Source organism: Streptococcus pseudopneumoniae (assembly GCF_001074565.1).
Classification (GTDB): Bacteria; Bacillota; Bacilli; order Lactobacillales; family Streptococcaceae; genus Streptococcus; species Streptococcus pseudopneumoniae_J.
In genome coordinates, this window is the sequence record NZ_JUQX01000018.1 from 184566 (window position 1) to 205873 (window position 21308).

Sequence of the window (21308 nt, forward strand, 5' to 3'; positions counted from 1 at the left end):
TATTTTTATTCTTCAATTTCAATTCCAAGATCATCGCCAAGGTCAAGTGTTACTTCTTGGTTAGAAGTCGTCTCCGCTACTGGACTATGATCAGAAGCTTCTTCATCTTCAATCAAGCCATATTGAACACGGACTTGATGGTCAATGGCGTCAAAGATTTCCGGATGATCTGCCAAGTATTTTTTAGCATTTTCAGATCCTTGCCCGATTTTTTCACCCTTGTAAGAGTACCAAGCTCCTGCTTTTTGGATGATATCAAGGTCACTTGCAATCTTCAAGAGTTCACCAGTCTTAGAAATCCCTTCTCCGTACATGATTTCAACAAAAGCTTCTTTAAACGGTGGAGCCACCTTGTTTTTAACAACCTTGATCTTGGTTTCCTTACCGACATTGGTATCTTTTTGGTCACCAGTTCCCTTGATTTGTGTGCTTCCACGAACATCCAAACGGACTGAAGCATAAAATTTCAGAGCACGTCCACCTGGAGTTGTTTCTGGGTTTCCAAACATGACCCCAACTTTTTCACGCAATTGGTTGATAAAGATAGCAATTGTTTTGGTCTTATTGATTGAAGCACCAAGTTTACGCATGGCCTGGCTCATCATACGAGCTTGTAAACCAACGTGGCTGTCTCCGATATCACCATCTATTTCTGCACGAGGCACAAGGGCCGCAACTGAGTCGATAACGACTAGGTCAACTGCACCTGAGTCAATCAATTTCCCTGCAATTTCAAGGCCTTGCTCACCTGAGTCTGGTTGTGATAAGAGCAATTCGTCAATATTCACACCAAGGGCTGCTGCATAGGCTGGATCAAGGGCATGTTCCGCGTCGATAAAGGCAGCGATACCGCCTTCTTTTTGAGCTTGCGCAACAGCGTGAAGGGCAACTGTTGTTTTACCAGATGATTCTGGTCCATAGATTTCGATGATACGTCCCTTAGGATAACCACCTGAACCAAGAGCAATGTCTAGAGCCAATGAACCTGAACTCATCACTTGAACTTTTTGCTCTGCACGCTCGCCCAAACGCATGATTGAGCCTTTACCGAAATCTTTCTCAATCAATTTAAGAGCATCGTTCAAGGCTTTTTCACGATCAGCTCCAAATTTTTTTCCGATTTCATCTAATTTTTTTGTTGGTTTTTTCGCCATTTTGTTCTCCTATATTCTACTGGTCCTTAGACCTATCTTTTATTATACCAAAATTTAGTCACTTAATAAAGCCTTGCGAACTAGGTTAAAGGCATGCATTACCGCAATATGACGAACATCTGCACGGCTCCGTCCTGCGATATTCGCCTTGATAAGTTCTGTTCCTTTTGCATGCGCCAAGCCGATAAAGACGGTCCCAGCTGGATGCTCCTCTAGGCTATCTGGTCCTGCCACACCCGTCAAACTCACTCCGTAGTCAGACTGAGTCTTGAGACGTGCCTGCTCTGCCATTTTTCGAGCGGTAAACTCAGAAACGACCCCGTATTCTTTCAGCTCTTGCTCGGAAATATCCAGCATCTTGGACTTTTCCTCTAGGCTGTAGGTGACAAATCCTCCATTAAAGATAGCTGACACACCTGAAAAGTCTGCTAAAGTAGCCTGAAAGAGGCCTGCCGTCAAACTCTCTGCTGCAGTAATGCTTTTCTGTCTCTTCTTAAGCTCTTCTACAACGACACTTGCTAGACTGGTTTCTTCTCCATATCCATAACAGATATCTCGCAGTGAATGTCCATCGAAAGTCTGGCGACCCAAGATTTGATTTTCTAGGATGTCCAGTGCTTGATCAGCCTTTTCTTGACTGACTGCTTTTGTAGACAAGCGCAAGGTCACCTCTCCCGTTTTGGCATAAGGAGCCAAAGTCGGATCCGTTTGTTGGTCAATCAAGTCCGCCAAAATAGTCACCAACTGACTTTCTCCAATTCCAAAGAAACGGAGCACTCGGGAATAGAGCTTAGCACCAGTCATTAACTTGGGTAAGAGCTGATTTAGGACCATGGGTTTCAACTCACTAGGAGGTCCTGGAAGAACCACGTAGGTCACGCCATCCACTTCCGACACTCCTCCGACAGCTAAGCCTGTCTCATTTGGCAATGGGGTTGCCCCTTCTACAATTTGGGCTTGCCGCTCATTATTTGGTGTTCGCGCATAGTCTGGCCTTTGGGCAAAAAAGATATCTAGTTTTTCCTGCGCTTGAGGATTAAACTCTAGATTTTTTCCCAAAAATTTAGCCAGAGTTTGTTTGGTCAAATCATCCTTGGTTGGTCCCAAGCCCCCTGTCAAAATCACAAGATTGCTACGTTGACTCGCAATCTCAAGCAAGGACAAAAGACGAGCTTCATTATCCCCAACAGCTGTTTGGAAGTAGACGTCTACCCCGATTTCAGCTAGTTTCTCTGATAAAAACTGAGCATTGGTATTGACAATCTGCCCTGTTAAAATTTCTGTTCCTACAGCAATAATTTCTGCTTTCATTTTTCCTCCTACCTATCTATTCGGATTCTTTTTGAAAAAATCGCAGGAAATTTCCCACGATTTAATTTTTTTTATTCTGTTTCTTCGCTTGAAGCACTAGTACTTGATGAAGGTGCAGGTCGACCAAATGCCGTCTCGTAAAGAACAACATTGGTTTCCAACTCAGTCACTTCCTCTTTACCTAGTGAACGACGTAAAAGATTTTGCATTTCGAGCATATGTTCTGAGGTAACGATTTGATAAGAAATCCCCTGCAACTCAGCATCTTCTCCACGCAATTGATGCGTTTCAATATTCTTGAAGGAATCTTGATAGCCGAGCAATTGTGGAATACTCTTGGCTGAAAGGTCGACATTGGTCTGCATATTGTTGCTCAAAGCTTTGAGGATGCCTTGATAATGGCTCACACTATTTAGACTCAAAACCTTCTCTACGATTTTTTGAATAACTTCCCGTTGACGTTTTTGACGACCATAATCTCCTTCTGGGTCTTGGTAACGCATCCGTGAATACACCAGGGCTTCCTCACCATTCAAGGTTTGTTCTCCAACACCAATGGAAATCTTATTAAACTCTTCTTGGTCAGCAATCGAAATCGGGAAACCAAGTGTATTGTTGACGGTGATTCCCCCAACTGCATCCACCAATTGTTGAAGACCTTGCATATTGACCATGACATAGCGGTCTATATGGATATTCATCATCTTTTGAATAGTAGAAATCGCCAGTTCCGCACCGCCATTGGCATAGGCAGCATTGAGTTTAGCTTCCTGAACTTGGCCGTCTCCAAGGTCAATCTTGGTTAAAATATCCCGTTCCAAACTCATCATAGTGGTTTTCTTCGTCTTCGGATTAACGGTAAGGAGAATCATGGAATCACTATTCCCCACCCATGGATCTGTACGTTCCACATTTCCCGTATCTACCCCCATCAAGAGGATGGTCAGAGGCTCAGTCGCCTCGATAACGTTGGTTTCTTCACCAATCTTTTTATAAGTCTTTTCACTCAAGGTTGCTGTTCCTTGTTGGAAAATGGTGTAACCATAAACCGCTACACCTACAACTGTTACTGCTAGAAAAGCTAGCACCATTCCAATTAATTTTTTGATCATCTCGTTATTCATCTATCAGTCTGCCCATAAGGCAAACATCTAAAAATGTCCCTTCTGCTAAATAGGCTCCTCTTTCTTGCAAGCCTTCTGTTATAAATCCCATTTTTGAATAGAGGTGGATAGCGGCCTCATTTCGTTTTTGCACACTAAGTTGTAAGCGACGCAAAACAGCACTCAATTTAGCCCACTCAATACCTTCTTCTAGAAGTATGGTAGCCAAACCTTGGTTCCAAAATTTCTTTTGAATCGCCAAAAAAACATCTCCAATATGCCGAACCCTTACATGCTGATCAGCAGTGATATTCAAAACACCTGCAATCTCATCTTTCAGCAAGGCGAGGAGAGTAATTTGATTTTCTGAAGCAGCTTGTTTTTCGATAAAAAGAGCCATTTCAGACGCAGTCATTCCTATGCCATGTTCATCCAAGCTAGTGAAGTCTGTCTCTCGACCGACTTGATTTAAAAATGCAACCAAAGCTGCGGCATCTTGGATCTCAGCCTCACGAATACACAATTCATACTCCATCCTGAAGCTCCTTGATGAGTTGTTCAGGCCGAGAGCCATGAGCTATAAATTGAAGGCAACGACCGTCGACTTCTTTCAAAATTTCCAACTCCAAGTAAGAATCTGGTAAATCTTCACCCAAAAGATGCCCCCACTCAATAACAGTCACACCACCACCAAAGAGAAACTCATCCAAGTCAATAGAATCAGCGTCCCCTTCGATACGGTAAACATCAAGATGATAAAGTGGCAAGCGTCCTTCATACTCTCTGACAATGGTATAGGTTGGACTTTTAATCATCTGACGGATATCCAAACCCTTGGCAAGGCCTTTTGTAAAGGTTGTTTTACCCGCGCCCAACTCACCCGTCAAGATCAGAACATCGTCTTTTTGCAGGATACGACCTAATCTTTCTCCAAGAGCTAGAAGCTCTTCTTCATTTTTTATGTGCATGCTACTATTATACCAAAAAGTTTCCTTTTGTGTGAATTTTCTTTACAAACTTACTATAATGATTTCAAAGAATCAACCTCTACTTAAAAGAATAGAAAAATCGCAAAAACAAACAAGATATCTCGAATCAGATGGCTATAAAAGGAAATTTCTCTGTGAAGGCATTTGGGAAAAAGGAAACGTGCACATAGAAATCCGATACCGACATACAAGAGAATCGAGGAAATGACAAAAGGATTTCTCAGGAAAAGAACAGTAGCTAAAACGGAAATGACGACTGTTTTCTTTTTATTGAGGTAATTTTCTATATCTCGAAAAATTTTATCAAAAGGTAAGAAAATCAATAAATCTACTCCTAGCAAGAAAAAGAAGGAGGGTAAAAAGAGGTCAACCAGTTCCTGTTGCAGCCTGCTAGTGGTTTGAATGCTTTCTGAGAGAACCAAACAGGTTGCCAGAAGATTGACTGCTAAAAGGAGACCATAAATAAGACTCACTTTCTTTTGAACATGTAAAATACTGTGCTTTGACTGGTCTGCTGTATGAAAATAATTTATCCCAGCACAAAAAATAGAAATTCCTACAATCAAAATCAAAAAATAAGCATTGGTCTGCTTCAAAGATAAAAAGGATTCTTTCCATAATAGACAACTAGAAAAACTAATCTGGATGACCGAAGCCAACAATAATAGGCGAATTGATTTTACCATTTCTTTTCCCTCCATATAAGGGATTATACCCTGTAAGGAGGGTGAAATGAAGAATGCCCTCTCAAGTGTTCTTCTTTTATGCTCAACTGACCAAAAAACAGTTCCATTATGCATAGAACTGTTTTTTATCAGTCTAATCCTTAAACCAGAGAGCAATTTCTCGTTTGGCAGAAGCTTCCGAATCGGATCCGTGAACTACATTTTGAATGGCTTGATTGTCTCCTGCAGCCTTGGCAAAATCTCCTCGGATAGTTCCTGGCAGAGCTTCTTCTGGACGAGTAGCCCCCATCATTGTCCGCCAAGTTTCAATCACTTTCGGACCTGATAGAATACCCACTACTACTGGTCCTGAGGTCATAAACTGACGGATAGGAGGATAAAAACTTTTTCCAACCAAGTCTTGATAGTGTTGGTCAACCAAATCTTCTGAAACTGTTGAACGCAACTCTAATTTTTCGATTTTGAAACCACGCTCCTCAACTCTTTTCAGAACCTGACCAATCAGACCTCTTTTCACACCATCTGGCTTAATGATAAAGAATGTTTGTTCCATACGGACACCTCCTTGGCATTTTAGTTCTTCTATTCTACCACACTTTATGGAAAAGTGGGAAAATTTTCTGAAACAAAGCAAAAAGAGAACCCAAAGGTTCTCTTTTTGCTTTTATTCTACTGTTTCTTCAACTTGGATTTCCACAGTTTCCTCTACTGGAGCAAGTTCTGTCTCTTCTTGTTCTGGAGCCAGATAGGCTGCTTCATTGATAGCTTGTGGTTCAAGGTTACGGTAGCGAGCCATACCAGTACCTGCTGGAATGATTTTACCGATGATAACATTTTCCTTGAGTCCAAGGAGATGGTCTTTCTTACCACGGATGGCCGCATCTGTAAGGACACGAGTTGTTTCCTGGAAGGAAGCTGCTGACAAGAAACTGTTGGTTTCAAGTGAGGCTTTGGTAATTCCCATAAGGACTGGACGACCTGTCGCTGGAACTCCACCTGCGATAAGAACATCTTTGTTGGCATCTGTAAAGTCGTTGATGTCCATGAGGGTACCCATGAGGAGGTCTGTGTCACCTGGATCCATGACACGAACTTTACGGATCATTTGACGAACCATTACCTCGATGTGTTTGTCACCGATTTCTACCCCTTGGCTACGGTAAACTTTTTGTACTTCACCGAGAAGGTAGGTTTCAACTGACAAGACATCACGAACAGCAAGGAGGCGTTTCGGTTGGATAGAACCTTCTGTCAATGCTGTACCGCGAGAGACTTGGTCTCCAACTTCGACACGCATACGTGCTGTAAATGGTACCACGTATTCACCTTCGCCAGTTTCACCCTTAACAAAGACTTTCTTAGTACGAGTTGATGCATCTTCTTCGATGGCTGTAACCTCACCCTTGACTTCAGTGATAACCGCTTCCCCTTTCGGATTGCGGGCTTCAAAGATTTCTTGGACACGAGGAAGACCCTGAGTGATATCGGTATTTGAGGCAACCCCACCCGTGTGGAAGGTACGCATGGTAAGCTGTGTACCAGGTTCCCCGATAGATTGGGCAGCGATTGTACCAACTGCTTCACCAACTTCAACCGCATCACCAGTCGCCAAGTTGATACCGTAACAGTGACGGCAGACACCATGACGAGTGTTACATGTAAATACAGAACGGATAGTCACTTCTTCCACACCAGCATTGACAATTTCACGCGCCTTGTCTTCTGTAATCAACTCATTTGGACCGATGATAACTGCACCAGTTTCTGGATGTTTAACAGTTTTCTTAGTGTAACGACCATTGAGACGTTCTTCGAGAGACTCGATCATCTCTTTTCCTTCTGCGATAGAGCGGATCAAGAGACCACGGTCTGTTCCACAGTCGTCCTCACGGATGATCACATCTTGGGCAACGTCAACCAAACGACGAGTCAAGTAACCTGAGTCGGCTGTCTTAAGGGCCGTATCGGTCATACCTTTACGGGCACCGTGAGTTGAGAAGAACATTTCGAGTACTGACAAACCTTCGCGGAAGTTTGAAAGGATTGGCAATTCCATGATACGTCCGTTCGGAGCGGCCATCAGACCACGCATACCGGCAAGCTGTGAGAAGTTTGAGATGTTACCACGGGCTCCAGAGTCCATCATCATAACGATAGGGTTCTTAGGATCTTGGTTGGCAACCAAGCGTTTCTCCAATTTTTCACGAGCCGCACGCCATTCAGCGGTAACTGCATTGTAGCGCTCGTCGTCCGTGATCATACCACGACGGAATTGTTTGGTGATTTGTTCTACACGTTTGTGTGATTCTTCGATGATTTCAGCTTTGTCTTCAACAACTGGGATATCGGCAATACCTACTGTCAAACCTGCAAGAGTTGAGTGGTGGTAACCGAGGTTCTTCATACGGTCAAGTAGGGCAGAAGTTTCTGTCGTACGGAAACGTTTGAAGATTTCAGCGATGATATTCCCAAGATTTTTCTTCTTGAATGGAGGGTTGAGTTCAAGATTGCGAATGGCTTCCTTGATATCTCCACCTAGTGGCAAGAAGTACTTAGCTGGAACTCCTTCTGTTAAGTTAGCATTTGTAGGTTCTTGCAAGTAAGGTAGACCCTCTGGCATGATGTCGTTGAAGAGGATTTTACCAACTGTTGTCAGCAAGACCTTGTGTTTTTGCTCTTCTGTCCATGGTTTGTTGAGGCTATCAGTCGCGATACCTACACGTGAGTGGAGGTGAACATAACCATTACGGTAAGCCATAACCGCTTCGTCACGGTCTTTGAAGACCATTCCTTCACCCTCACGACCAGCTTCTTCCATGGTCAAGTAGTAGTTTCCCAAAACCATGTCCTGAGAAGGAGTAACAACTGGTTTACCATCTTTCGGGTTCAAGATGTGTTCAGCAGCTAGCATGAGGATACGAGCTTCCGCTTGGGCTTCTTCTGAAAGCGGTACGTGGATGGCCATTTGGTCCCCGTCAAAGTCGGCATTGTAGGCTTCACAGACAAGCGGGTGCAAGCGAAGGGCCTTCCCGTCAATCAAGACGGGTTCGAAGGCTTGGATCCCCAAACGGTGAAGGGTCGGTGCGCGGTTCAAAAGCACTGGGTGTTCTTTAATCACTTCTTCGAGGATATCCCAGATACGTTCATCTCCACGTTCCACCAAGCGTTTCGCTGCTTTCACGTTTTGTACAATATCACGCGCAACAATTTCACGCATAACGAATGGTTTAAAGAGCTCGATCGCCATTTCACGTGGGACACCACATTGGTACATCTTAAGAGTTGGACCAACGGCGATAACGGAACGTCCTGAGAAGTCAACACGTTTACCGAGCAAGTTTTGACGGAAGCGTCCTTGTTTCCCTTTGAGCATGTGGCTCAATGATTTGAGCGGACGGCTACCTGGTCCTGTAATCGGGCGACCACGACGACCATTGTCAATCAAAGCGTCAACCGCTTCTTGAAGCATACGCTTCTCATTTTGAACGATGATACCTGGTGCATTCAACTCAAGCAAACGAGCCAAACGGTTGTTACGGTTGATAACACGGCGGTAAAGGTCATTCAAGTCAGATGAGGCAAAACGCCCACCATCCAACTGCAACATTGGACGAAGATCTGGTGGAATAACCGGAAGGATATTGAGAATCATCCATTCAGGTTTGTTTCCAGACTTGTAAAAGGCATCCAAAACATCCAAACGACGGATGGCTTTGACACGTTTTTGTCCAGTAGCTGTCTTCAACTCTTCTTTGAGTTCGGCAATTTCTTTTTCAAGATCTACTTGTTTCAAGAGGTCTTGGATGGCTTCGGCACCCATCTTGGCAACGAATGATCCATAACCATACTCACGCAAACGCTCACGGTATTCGCGCTCTGTCATAATAGACTTGTGCTCAAGCGGTGTATCCTTCGGATCAATCACCACATAAGCCGCAAAGTAGATCACTTCCTCGAGGGCACGAGGGCTCATATCAAGGGTCAAGCCCATACGACTTGGAATCCCCTTGAAATACCAGATGTGAGATACAGGAGCTTTCAACTCGATGTGCCCCATACGCTCACGACGAACTTTTGTACGCGTTACTTCAACCCCACAGCGGTCACAAACAATCCCTCTGTAACGAATGCGTTTGTACTTCCCACAAGCACATTCCCAGTCTTTTGTAGGACCAAAGATCACTTCGTCAAAGAGTCCTTCACGTTCTGGTTTCAAGGTACGGTAATTGATTGTTTCAGGTTTTTTGACTTCTCCATAAGACCATGAACGGACTTTGCTTGGAGAAGCTAGGGTGATTTGCATACTTTTAAAACGATTTACATCAACCACTATTTCTTCCCTTTCTATTTTAAGTGAACTGCTTATTCTTGTTCAGCAGCTTCTTCTGTTGCTTCCGCTTTTGTTGCTTTCTCAGTTTCTTCAGCTTCAAAGGCTGCTTTAGCCTCTTGGGCTGCTTTTTCGCGGGCTTTTTCAAGGTCATCTACGTGGATGACATCTTCGTCCATTCCTTCATCCAAGTCACGAAGTTCCACTTCTTGGTCATCTTCGTCTAGGACACGCATGTCAAGACCAAGAGATTGCAATTCTTTGACAAGAACTCGGAAGGATTCTGGAACACCTGGTTTTGGAATTGGTTTTCCTTTTGTAATAGCTTCATAAGCTTTCAAACGTCCGTTGATATCGTCAGACTTGTAAGTCAAGATTTCTTGAAGGACATTTGACGCACCGTAAGCTTCAAGAGCCCAAACTTCCATCTCACCGAAACGTTGTCCACCAAACTGAGCTTTACCTCCGAGTGGTTGTTGGGTAACAGTTGAGTATGGTCCGACTGAACGCGCGTGCAATTTATCATCAACCATGTGGTGGAGTTTGATCATGTACATGACACCAACTGATACACGGTTGTCAAACGGCTCACCTGTACGTCCATCGTAAAGGATTGTCTTAGCATCGCTGTCCATACCTGCTTCTTTAACAGTGTCCCAAAGGTCTTCCGAACTTGCTCCGTCAAAGACTGGTGTTGCGATGTGGATACCAAGGGTACGAGCAGCCATACCAAGGTGAAGTTCCATAACCTGACCGATATTCATACGTGATGGCACCCCAAGTGGGTTCAACATGATATCGACTGGAGTTCCGTCTGGAAGGTAAGGCATGTCTTCTACAGGAACGATACGAGAGACAACCCCTTTGTTTCCGTGACGTCCGGCCATCTTATCTCCGACCTTGATCTTACGTTTTTGAGCGATGTAGACGCGAACCAGCATGTTAACACCTGATTGCAACTCATCTCCATTTGCACGTGTAAAGATCTTAACATCACGAACAACACCATCGGCACCGTGTGGTACACGAAGAGAAGTGTCACGCACTTCACGAGACTTGTCTCCAAAGATAGCGTGCAAGAGACGTTCTTCAGCTGAAAGGTCTTTTTCACCCTTAGGTGTGACTTTACCTACAAGGATATCGCCTTCTTTGACCTCAGCACCGATACGGATAATCCCCATTTCGTCGAGATCTTTAAGGGCATCTTCACCAACGTTTGGAATTTCACGAGTGATTTCTTCAGGCCCAAGCTTTGTATCGCGAGTTTCTGATTCGTATTCTTCTAGGTGAACAGATGTATAGACATCGTCTTTGACCAAGCGTTCGCTCATGATAACGGCATCCTCGAAGTTGTAACCTTCCCATGTCATGTAGGCAACGATTGGGTTTTGTCCAAGCGCCATTTCACCTTTTTCCATAGAAGGTCCATCAGCGATAAAGTCGCCTTTTTCAACGACATCGCCGACTTTTACGAGCGTACGTTGGTTGTAGGCAGTACCTGAGTTAGAACGACGGAATTTTTGGATGTGGTAAACGTCCAATGAACCATCTTCACGGCGTACTTCTACTTTGTCAGCATCTGCGTATGTAACTTTACCATCATACTGAGCAATAACAGCAGCACCAGAGTCATGAGCTGCTTGGTATTCCATACCAGTACCAACGTAAGGCGCTTTTGGATCAATCAAAGGCACAGCCTGACGTTGCATGTTGGCACCCATGAGGGCACGGTTGGAGTCATCGTTTTCCAAGAAAGGAATACATGCTGTCGCAACGGCAACTACCTGTTTTGGTGACACGTCCATGTAGTCAACCACTTCTGCTGGATACTCTTGGTTGACCCCTTGGTGACGTCCCATGACAACTTTCTCAGCAAAAGTCCCATCTTCGTTGAGGCGAGAGTTAGCCTGCGCCACAGTAAATTCATCTTCTTCATCGGCTGTCAACCAAACAATCTCGTTGGTCACAACACCTGTTTCACGGTCAACCTTACGGTATGGTGTTTGAACAAAGCCATACTTGTTCAAGTGTCCGTAAGATGACAAGTTGTTAATCAAACCGATGTTTGGTCCTTCAGGTGTCTCGATTGGACACATACGACCATAGTGAGTGTAGTGCACGTCACGAACTTCATATCCAGCACGGTCACGAGTCAAACCACCAGGTCCTAAGGCTGACAAACGGCGTTTGTGAGACAACTCAGAAAGCGGGTTGTGTTGGTCCATGAACTGTGACAACTGTGATGAACCAAAGAATTCTTTAACCGCAGCTGTTACAGGACGGATATTGATAATTTGTTGTGGTGTTAAAACTTCATTGTCCTGAACAGACATGCGTTCACGGACATTACGTTCCATACGAGAAAGTCCAAGACGTACTTGGTTGGCAAGCAATTCACCAACTGCACGGATACGACGGTTTCCAAGGTGGTCGATATCATCCACACGTCCGATACCTTCAGCCAAGTTGAGGAAGTAGCTCATCTCTGCAAGGATATCCGCAGGAGTTACAACACGAACCTTGTCGTCTGGATTGGCATTTCCGATGATGGTTACAACACGGTCTGGGTCCGTTGGGGCAACAACCTTGAATTTTTGAAGCACAACTGGTTCTGTCAGAACAGCTGCATCGTTTGGAATATAAACGATCTTGTTCAAGTCGCCATCCAAGTGACTCTCGATACTTTCAATCACGCTACGAGTCATAACGGTACCAGCTTCTACCAAGATTTCACCAGTTTCAGGGTCTACCAATGGCTCCGCAATGGTTTGGTTGAGCAAGCGTGTTTTAACGTTGAGTTTTTTATTGATCTTGTAACGACCAACAGCTGCCAAATCGTAGCGGCGTGGGTCAAAGAAACGTGCTACAAGCAAGCTACGTGAGCTTTCAGCAGTCTTAGGCTCACCTGGACGAAGGCGTTCGTAGATTTCTTTCAAGGCTTCGTCTGTACGAGAGTCCATTGGGTTCTTGTGGATATCTTTTTCAATAGTGTTGCGAACCAATTCGCTGTCACCAAAGATATCAAAGATTTCATCATCACCAGAGAAACCAAGCGCACGAACCAAGGTCGTAAATGGAATCTTACGAGTACGGTCGATACGAGTATAAGCGATGTCTTTTGAGTCGCTTTCAAGTTCCAACCAAGCTCCACGGTTAGGGATAACAGTAGAACCATAGCCCACTTTGCCGTTCTTGTCTACTTTGTCATTAAAGTAAACACCTGGTGAGCGGACCAACTGAGAAACGATAATACGTTCACCACCATTGATGATGAAAGTACCCATTTCGGTCATGATTGGGAAATCACCAAAGAAGACTTCTTGGGTCTTGATTTCGCCTGTTTCTTTATTGATCAAGCGGAAGGTTACAAAAATTGGTGCTGAGTAGCTAGCATCGTGGATACGAGCTTCTTCGAGCGTGTATTTTGGTTCCTTGATTTCATAGCCAACAAATTCCAACTCCATTGTGTCTGTGAAGTTTGAAATTGGCAATACATCTTCAAATACTTCCTTAAGACCGTGATCTAGGAAATCTTTGAATGAATCCGTTTGAATTTCAATCAAATTTGGTAAGTCAAGAACTTCTTTGATTCTTGAAAAACTACGACGGGTACGATGTTTCCCGTATTGAACGTCATGTCCTGCCAAGATGATTCTCCTTTGTAAATAAATTCCAAGCCTTGTCAATCAGGCTTTTCTAATCGTCATATGGTTTTAAAAACCCCTATCACCGTGTCCCTTTGACGAATTTTCAGAATCTTTAAATCTTTGTTACAAGCACTCAAAAACCTGAAAAAAGCACAAAAAGAGCAGCTAAATCTGACTTTTTCAGAAGATTTAACTGCTGTGAGCCTTGTCTGGACAATATTTCAGACAAAACCTACGACAAATGATTATTCTTATTATACCTTATTGCCCAAGATTTTTCAAGGTTTTTTTACCATTTTTTAAACAATCTTTTCCTATATATTATTTTAAAATTTCAAGAGAATGAAACATTGTATTTTCTCTTAAAATCAGGAAAACGCTTGCACTAATGTTTACCTCGTGCTATACTGATAGGGAACAACTACACAAGGAGAATTGTGATGAAAAAGATCCCATCTCAAACTGAGAAAAAAATAATTTATGGTATCCGTTCCTTGAAGAACGGAACTGGTTCTGTCCTTATTGGTGCTAGCATTGTCTTGCTTTCTGCTGCAATGCCAACTATTTCGGCTAACGAAAACCTGCCTCAAACTCAGGAAAATACCAGCGCTGTGATCAAGGCCCCTACTGAGACTGAAACGAGTCAAACTCAAAAGGAAACGCCTATTTCTGAACAAAAGAATGCAAACGCTTCCCTTGATTCTAAAAAAGAAGCTCCAGCTGTAGAAACTACTACAGCACCAGAAACACCTAAAACAGAAGATGCTACTACAAGCCAGCCTAACAGCAAGGAAAAGAAAGTAGATGCCAGCACTTCGGCGCCAAATTCTGATCAAAAACCACAAGCAGACACTAGTTCTGAAGAACCAATCGAAGATAACTACTTCCGCATCCATGTGAAAAAACTCCCTGAGGAAAACAAGGATTCTCAAGGCCTTTGGACTTGGGACGATGTTGAAAAACCTTCTGAAAACTGGCCCAATGGAGCCAAGTCCTTCAAGGATGCCAAGAAAGATGACTATGGCTATTATCTCGATGTCAAACTTAAGAATGATCAAGCTAAGAAAGTCAGCTTCCTCATCAATAATTCCAAAGGGGACAACCTGACAGGGGACCGTTCAGTAGAGCGCCTCTCTCCAAAAATGAACGAGGCTTGGCTAGATGAAAACTATAAGGTATACAACTACCGTCCTCAGCCAGCGGGAACAGTCCGTGTCAACTACTACCGCACCGATGGCAACTATGACAAGAAATCACTCTGGTATTGGGGCGATGTCAAGAATCCAAGTAGTGGAGAATGGCCTGACGGTACTGACTTTACCGCAACTGGAAAATATGGTCGTTACATTGATATCCCACTCAATGAAGCTGCAAGAGAATTTGGATTTTTATTACTAGACGAAAGCAAGAAAGGCGATGATGTGAAAATCAGAAAAGAAGATTATAAATTCACAGATCTAAAAAATCACAGTCAGATTTTCCTCAAGGATGATGACGAAACCATCTACACTAATCCCTACTATGTGCACGATGTCCGCATGACTGGTGCCCAACATGTGGCCAAGTCTCGTATCGAAAGCAGCTTTTCTACCCTTGTTGGAGCTAAGAAAGACGATATCCTTAAACGCTCTAATATCACTGATCATCAAGGGAACAAAGTAACCATTACTGATATCGAGGTTGATGAAGCAGGTAAAAAAGTGACCTACATCGGAGACTTCTCTGACACCCAACACCCTTACACAGTCAGCTACGATTCAGACCGCTTTACGACACGTTCAAGCTGGCGCCTCAAGGATGAGTCTTACAGTTACGATGGTCCACTCGGCGCAACTCTAAAAGAAGATGGCAAGCGTGTTGACCTCACCCTCTGGTCTCCAAGTGCTGATAAGGTTTCCGTTGTTGTCTATGACAAGAAAGATCCTGAAAAGGTAGTTGGAACTGTCGCCCTTGAAAAAGGAGAAAAAGGAACCTGGAAACAAACTCTGGATGCAAACTCTGGTCTCGGTATCAGCAACTACACTGGCTACTACTACCACTACCAGATCGAGCGTCAAGGTAAAACTGTCCTCGTTCTTGATCCTTATGCCAAATCACTAGCAGCCTGGAACAGCGACCTTGCAAAAACAGACGCTGCCCATAAAGTCGCTAAAGCCGCCTTTGTTGACCCAGCCAAACTAGGCCCACAAGACTTGACCTACGGGAAGATTCGCAACTTCAAATCGCGTGAAGATGCCGTTATCTACGAAGCTCATGTTCGTGACTTCACTTCGGATCCTGCCATCGCAAAAGACTTGACCAAGCCATTTGGTACCTTTGAAGCCTTTATCGAAAAACTAGACTATCTCAAAGACTTGGGTGTGACTCATATCCAACTCCTTCCAGTCTTGTCCTACTACTTTGTCAATGAATTGAAGAACCATGAACGTTTGTCTGCCTATGCTTCAAGCAACAGCAACTACAACTGGGGATATGACCCTCAAAACTACTTCTCCTTGACTGGTATGTACTCAAGCGATCCTAAAGATCCAGAAAAACGTATTGCCGAATTCAAGAACCTCATCAACGAAATCCACAAACGTGGCATGGGGGCTATCTTGGACGTGGTCTACAACCATACTGCCAATGTTGATATTTTTGAAGATATTGAGCCAAACTACTATCACTTTATGGATGCAGACGGAACACCACGGACTAGCTTTGGAGGCGGCCGTCTGGGAACTACCCACTACATGTCTAAACGTGTCTTGGTAGACTCTATCAAGTATCTGGTTGAAACCTACAAAGTGGATGGTTTCCGTTTCGATATGATGGGTGATCACGATGCGGCTTCAATCGAAGAAGCTTACAAGGCTGCACGCGCCCTTAATCCAAATCTTATCATGCTAGGTGAAGGCTGGAGAACCTATACTGGTGATGAAAATACGCCTGTACAACCTGCTGACCAAGATTGGATGAAGAAAACAGATACTGTCGCTGTCTTTTCAGACGACATCCGCAACAACCTCAAGTCTGGCTATCCAAACGAAGGCCAACCTGCCTTTATCACAGGTGGCAAACGCGATATCAATACCATCTTTAAAAATCTCATTGCCCAACCAACTAACTTTGAAGCAGACAGTCCTGGAGATGTTATCCAGTATATCGCAGCCCATGATAACTTGACCCTCTTTGACATCATTGCCCAGTCTATCAAAAAAGACCCAAGTAAGGCTGAAAACTACGCTGAGATCCATCGTCGTTTGCGACTTGGAAATCTCATGGTCTTGACCGCTCAAGGAACTCCGTTTATCCACTCTGGGCAGGAATATGGACGTACCAAACAATTCCTTGACCCAGCCTATAAGACTCCTGTTCCTGAAGATAAGGTTCCAAACAAGTCTCACTTGTTGCGTGACAAGGACGGCAAGCCATTTGTCTATCCTTACTTTATCCATGACTCTTACGACTCTAGTGATGCTGTCAACAAGTTTGATTGGACCAAAGCAACTGACGGCAAAGCATATCCTGAAAATGTCAAGAGCCGTGACTATATGAAAGGTTTGATCGCCCTTCGTCAATCGACAGATGCCTTCCGACTCAAGAGTCTGCAAGACATCAAAGAGCGCGTCCACCTCATTACTGTTCCAGGACAAAATGGCGTTGAAAAAGAAGATGTGGTCATCGGCTACCAAATCACAGCTCCAAATGGAGATATCTACGCCGTCTTTGTCAATGCGGATAGTAAGGCTCGCGAATTCAACTTGGGAACTGCCTTTGCTCACTTGAGAAAGGCTGAAGTTCTCGCAGATGAAAACCAAGCCGGACCAGTAGGAATCGCTAAACCTCAAGGTCTCGAATGGACTGAAAAAGGCTTGAAATTGAACGCTCTCACTGCCGTTGTTCTCCGCTTGTCTCAAGGTGGTGCTATTGTCGCCCCAGCTGTGGAAGAAAAACCAGAATTTGATCTTTCTAGCTTGGAAACCCAACAAGACCAAGCCCAAAACCTAGTAGCAAATCCTGACTCTCAAGAAACTGCTACAGAGGCTCTTGCTCAGAAAGTCCTTCCAAACACAGGAACCGAGAGCAAATCCCTTCTTGCCCTTGCTGGATTCAGTATCCTTGCCCTTCTCGGACTTGGATGGTTGATAAAAAACAAGAAAAAGAAATAACACTCAATGAAAATCAAAGAGTAAACTAGGAAGCTAGCCGCAGGCTTTACTCGAGTACGGCAAGGCGAAGCTGACGAGGTTTAAAGAGATTTTCAAAGAGTATAAACTAGCCCTCCTATAGAAAAACACCCCATGGTTAGAAGAATCTTCTAGTCAATGGGGTGTTGTTTTTTATATTTATCAATCTTTACCCAGCATAATAGAGGAAAAACTTTTCGAAATCTATGAATTACTCAACTATCAGTTCCTTGTCTTTCAAAGTTAACTTCGAGTTTTCTGTCAATTCTGTTTGTTCAAAAGTGTAAATCGTCTCACCCTTTGTATCGATCATATACCAGGCTTGGTCTTTACGGACAACTAGGGCAAGCTCCGTACTATTTGTGTCCTCGTTTTTGACAGACAAAGGAAAGGCCTTGTCCACACCTTCCAGAGCTACTTTCTCACCTGTTTTTAATTCTACTAGGTAGTGCACGCCATCCTTTGTACCAAAACTGTAGTCCGCATTAATCTTTGTGTGGCTATCGTAGTCTTTCATTAGAATGGAAGTTTTATCTAAACCATCAAATGCCTTTTTAAAGTGTTCTTTCTGCTCTTCAGCTTTCTTTTGATCTTGAGACTGAACCGTCTCTTGCACAGCAGCAATCCGTTCCAGGTTTTGCTTTTTCGCTTGTCTCGCCTGATGGATCAAGACCGTACGTATCAAGAAAGAACTAGACAAGACGATACCTATCAGCATAGCAATAATATTTTTCTTCTTCATTTTCTTCTCCTTAGAGTATACAATTTAGGGGTGAGAAAATGCTATTTTGTTTGTTTTTTTAAAATAATATAACTTGTAATCAAAATCACAAATAGAACTAATATAAAATTCAAAGTGTGAAATATTCCTATAGGATATGGCGCAACCCACCCCTGTTTGAAAATCAACAATGAAATAAAACCAGTAGCCATAGAAGTAGGCATAAAAGCAATTCCAATTATATTAAGCCAATTCACATAAAACGGTGCTTTTTCTTCCGATAATATTCTTGCGATAAAATATCCAACAATTCCTACCACTTGAATAATTATTGCTCCCAAAATAGCTTCCATTGTTTGTTTTTCATACCATTCAGCAAATGCACAAAACAATCCAATAGCAATAAAGGCTGTTGATGAGATATAAAGTACCTTGCTCGCAAATTCTCTATTTTTTTGTTCTTTATCTACTACGGGTTCAATTCCTTTTAAAATATAATCTGTAGTAACACCAAAATAATCACTCATTATAATTACTTTTTCTAACTCAGGTGTACTTTGTTCACTTTCCCATTTTGAAACAGCTTGTCTTGAAACACCTACCTTATCAGCAAGTTCTTCTTGTGATATTCCTTTAGTTTTTCTTAAATATTGTATTCTGTCTGCCATGTTCATTTGACAACACTCCTTTCTTTTATGATACAATCATAACAATTTCGTTGGTTGCATAGCCACCATTAAAATATAGAAATATGTCAACTTGCAGTTGCAAATGTGTTTTTCAATACAAATCCCTATAAATTCCGATTTGTTATATATTTACATTATACCCTACTTATGGCAAACTAGACTCTTTTAGCTTATTCTACTGTTACTGACTTAGCAAGGTTACGTGGTTTGTCCACATCAAGGCCACGGTGAAGTGTTGCAAAGTAAGCGACCAATTGCGTTGGTACGACCATTGAGATTGGTGAGAGGTAAGGGTGAACGGTCGTAAGGACGATATCGTCTGTCTCTTTAGCAACATTTTCTTCTGCGATAGTGAGAACCTTAGCACCACGTGCTGCAACCTCTTGGATATTTCCACGAGTATGGTTGGCAAGGACTGGATCTGACAAGAGGGCCAAAACAGGAGTTCCCTCTTCAATCAAGGCAATGGTTCCATGCTTGAGTTCTCCTGCCGCAAAGCCTTCACACTGGATATAAGAAATCTCTTTGAGTTTGAGACTTGCTTCTATAGCTACGTAGTAATCTTGACCACGTCCAATGTAAAAAGCATTACGAGTTGTTTCAAGAAGCTCACGAACTTTAGCATCAATTGTTTCTTTCTCAGAAAGAGTTGATTCGATAGACTGAGCTACGATAGACAACTCATGAACCAGGTCAAAGGCTTGGGCTTTGGCATTGCCATTTGCTTCTCCGACAGCTTTTGCAAGGAAGGCAAGGGCTGCGATTTGTGCTGTATAGGCCTTTGTTGATGCCACAGCAATTTCAGGACCCGCGTGAAGAAGCATGGTATGGTTGGCTTCACGAGAAAGAGTTGAGCCTGGCACGTTTGTCACTGTCAAGCTTGGAATGCCCATTTCATTAGCCTTGACCAAAACCTGACGGCTATCCGCTGTTTCACCAGACTGACTGATAAAGATGAAAAGTGGTTTCTTGCTGAGAAGTGGCATACCATAGCCCCACTCAGAAGAGATTCCAAGTTCAACTGGTGTATCCGTCAATTCTTCCAGCATTTTCTTAGAAGCAAATCCTGCGTGGTAAGATGTCCCAGCTGCAAGAATGTAAATACGGTCTGCCTCTTGAACAGCCTGGATGATAGCTGGAACAACGACTACTTGACCAGCCTCATCTGTGTAGGCTTGGATGAGTTTACGCATCACCGTTGGTTGCTCGTCGATTTCCTTGAGCATGTAGTAAGGATAAGTTCCCTTACCGATATCCGACAAGTCTAGCTCAGCAGTATAGCTAGCACGCTCACGGCAATTGCCATCATAGTCTTGCACTTCGACACTATCAGCCTTGACGATTACCAACTCTTGGTCATGGATTTCCATGTATTGGTTGGTCTCACGAATCATAGCCATAGCATCCGAGCAGACCATGTTGTAGCCTTCTCCAAGACCAATCAAAAGTGGTGATTTATTCTTCGCTACATAGATAACATCTGGATTTTCAGAGTCAATCAAGGCAAAGGCATAAGAACCACGGATGATGTGAAGAGCTTTTTTGAAGGCTTCAAGAACTGAGAGACCATCCTCTTCCGCAAATTTTCCAATCAAGTGAACGGCGATTTCCGTATCTGTTTGCCCCTTGAAGTGGTGACCTGCAAGATATTCTTCCTTGATTTCAAGGTAGTTTTCAATCACTCCATTGTGGACCAAGACAAAACGTCCAGTCTCAGAGCGATGTGGGTGAGCGTTGTCCTCAGTTGGTTTTCCATGAGTCGCCCAACGCGTATGTCCGATACCAGTTGTTCCCTCAACACCAGCTGTCTTTGCAGACAATTCTGCGATACGACCAACAGCCTTGACTAGGTGATTTTCAGCACCACCTAGGACAAAAATCCCCGCAGAATCATAACCACGGTATTCGAGCTTTTCAAGCCCTTGAATCAAAATATCAGTTGCATTTGTGTTTCCAACAACACCAACAATTCCACACATAGTATATACGACACAGATCAGCTGTGCTTTCTCCTTAAATTGGTATAGTCTGATTTCCCTTTTACAGAATCAGCAAAGACAGTATATACTTGTTTTTCTCAGTTGTCAAGGATAAAAATTGGTATAGTTTTTCTATCTGGTATTTTATCAAGATTTCACTTGATACCTGGCAAGTCAGCATCAATTACTTATAATGAATAGAGGAGGTATTTGCCATTTGATTTTTCTTGGCACTTTTATCTTCTCTTCCCATCTTGTCTGATTTTCCCCATGGGCACCTCCTGGCTCTGCTACTACAAGGCCTTGCGGATTGGTAATAGGGCTGAGATAGCTTGTGTCCATAAATTCCGTCTCCTCATTAGTCTTTTTTTAGGATTTTTTCTACGAGATATCCAGAGCACTAAAACAATCGGTGAGTGAATCCTGGTTACGATTTGGAGCTTGGTGATGATCTTATAATAAAAAGTGAGATGAAGATGAACTGCACCCCAAAAGTTAGACAGAAAAAAATCTAACTTTTGGGGTGTTTTTAT

13 protein-coding genes are annotated in these 21308 nt (G+C 43.3%); 1 reads left to right on the forward strand and 12 read right to left on the reverse strand.

All coding sequences use genetic code 11. The annotated features are described in order from the left end of the window. Positions 1-5: 5 nt before the first annotated feature. The 9 genes from recA to rpoB all read right to left on the reverse strand — a co-directional run bounded on the left by recA (position 6) and on the right by rpoB (position 13217). The gene (gene recA, locus ADI74_RS02520; RefSeq protein WP_049536817.1) at positions 6-1154 is read right to left on the reverse strand and encodes a recombinase RecA; all 1149 of its coding nucleotides are present in this window, start codon (positions 1152-1154) and stop codon (positions 6-8) included. A 54-nt stretch (positions 1155-1208) separates the two neighbouring features. Further along, complete coding sequence (locus ADI74_RS02525; protein WP_049536819.1) at positions 1209-2465, reverse strand: competence/damage-inducible protein A; 1257 nt, start codon at positions 2463-2465, stop codon at positions 1209-1211. A gap of 71 nt (positions 2466-2536) precedes the next feature. Next, the gene (brpA, locus tag ADI74_RS02530) at positions 2537-3577 is read right to left on the reverse strand and encodes a biofilm formation/cell division transcriptional regulator BrpA (protein ID WP_049505416.1); all 1041 of its coding nucleotides are present in this window, start codon (positions 3575-3577) and stop codon (positions 2537-2539) included. A gap of 4 nt (positions 3578-3581) precedes the next feature. Further along, positions 3582-4103 carry a GNAT family N-acetyltransferase gene (locus ADI74_RS02535; RefSeq protein WP_049536820.1) on the reverse strand — a complete coding sequence of 174 codons (522 nt, stop codon included), beginning with the start codon at positions 4101-4103 and terminating at the stop codon, positions 3582-3584. Further along, the gene (tsaE, locus tag ADI74_RS02540; RefSeq protein ID WP_049536821.1) at positions 4093-4536 is read right to left on the reverse strand and encodes a tRNA (adenosine(37)-N6)-threonylcarbamoyltransferase complex ATPase subunit type 1 TsaE; all 444 of its coding nucleotides are present in this window, start codon (positions 4534-4536) and stop codon (positions 4093-4095) included. Before tsaE ends, ADI74_RS02535 begins: the two co-directional genes overlap by 11 nt. Before the next feature lie 83 nt (positions 4537-4619). Further along, the gene (locus tag ADI74_RS02545; RefSeq protein WP_049536823.1) at positions 4620-5243 is read right to left on the reverse strand and encodes a hypothetical protein; all 624 of its coding nucleotides are present in this window, start codon (positions 5241-5243) and stop codon (positions 4620-4622) included. 133 nt (positions 5244-5376) lie between these two features. After that, on the reverse strand, positions 5377-5796 hold the full coding sequence (gene ndk, locus ADI74_RS02550; RefSeq protein WP_049536825.1) for a nucleoside-diphosphate kinase: 420 nt from the start codon (positions 5794-5796) through the stop codon (positions 5377-5379). A gap of 111 nt (positions 5797-5907) precedes the next feature. Further along, on the reverse strand, positions 5908-9573 hold the full coding sequence (gene rpoC, locus ADI74_RS02555; RefSeq protein WP_049536826.1) for a DNA-directed RNA polymerase subunit beta': 3666 nt from the start codon (positions 9571-9573) through the stop codon (positions 5908-5910). A 32-nt stretch (positions 9574-9605) separates the two neighbouring features. After that, the gene (gene rpoB, locus ADI74_RS02560) at positions 9606-13217 is read right to left on the reverse strand and encodes a DNA-directed RNA polymerase subunit beta (RefSeq protein WP_049536827.1); all 3612 of its coding nucleotides are present in this window, start codon (positions 13215-13217) and stop codon (positions 9606-9608) included. Positions 13218-13657: 440 nt separating this feature from the next. On the opposite strand from rpoB, the gene ADI74_RS02565 reads away from it, so the two are divergent. Continuing rightward, on the forward strand, positions 13658-17368 hold the full coding sequence (locus tag ADI74_RS02565; RefSeq protein ID WP_049536828.1) for a pullulanase: 3711 nt from the start codon (positions 13658-13660) through the stop codon (positions 17366-17368). Between the two features lie 229 nt (positions 17369-17597). Here the strand turns inward: ADI74_RS02565 and ADI74_RS02570 are convergent, their stop codons facing one another. The 3 genes from ADI74_RS02570 to glmS all read right to left on the reverse strand — a co-directional run bounded on the left by ADI74_RS02570 (position 17598) and on the right by glmS (position 20775). After that, positions 17598-18128 carry a hypothetical protein gene (locus ADI74_RS02570; protein WP_065428537.1) on the reverse strand — a complete coding sequence of 177 codons (531 nt, stop codon included), beginning with the start codon at positions 18126-18128 and terminating at the stop codon, positions 17598-17600. A gap of 41 nt (positions 18129-18169) precedes the next feature. Then, a complete protein-coding gene (locus ADI74_RS02575) occupies positions 18170-18781 on the reverse strand; it encodes a helix-turn-helix domain-containing protein (RefSeq protein ID WP_049536829.1) in 612 nt (203 codons plus the stop codon). 185 nt (positions 18782-18966) lie between these two features. Beyond that, positions 18967-20775: a glutamine--fructose-6-phosphate transaminase (isomerizing) gene (gene glmS, locus ADI74_RS02580; protein ID WP_049536830.1), complete on the reverse strand. Its 1809-nt coding sequence runs from the start codon at positions 20773-20775 to the stop codon at positions 18967-18969. Positions 20776-21308: the final 533 nt, after the last annotated feature.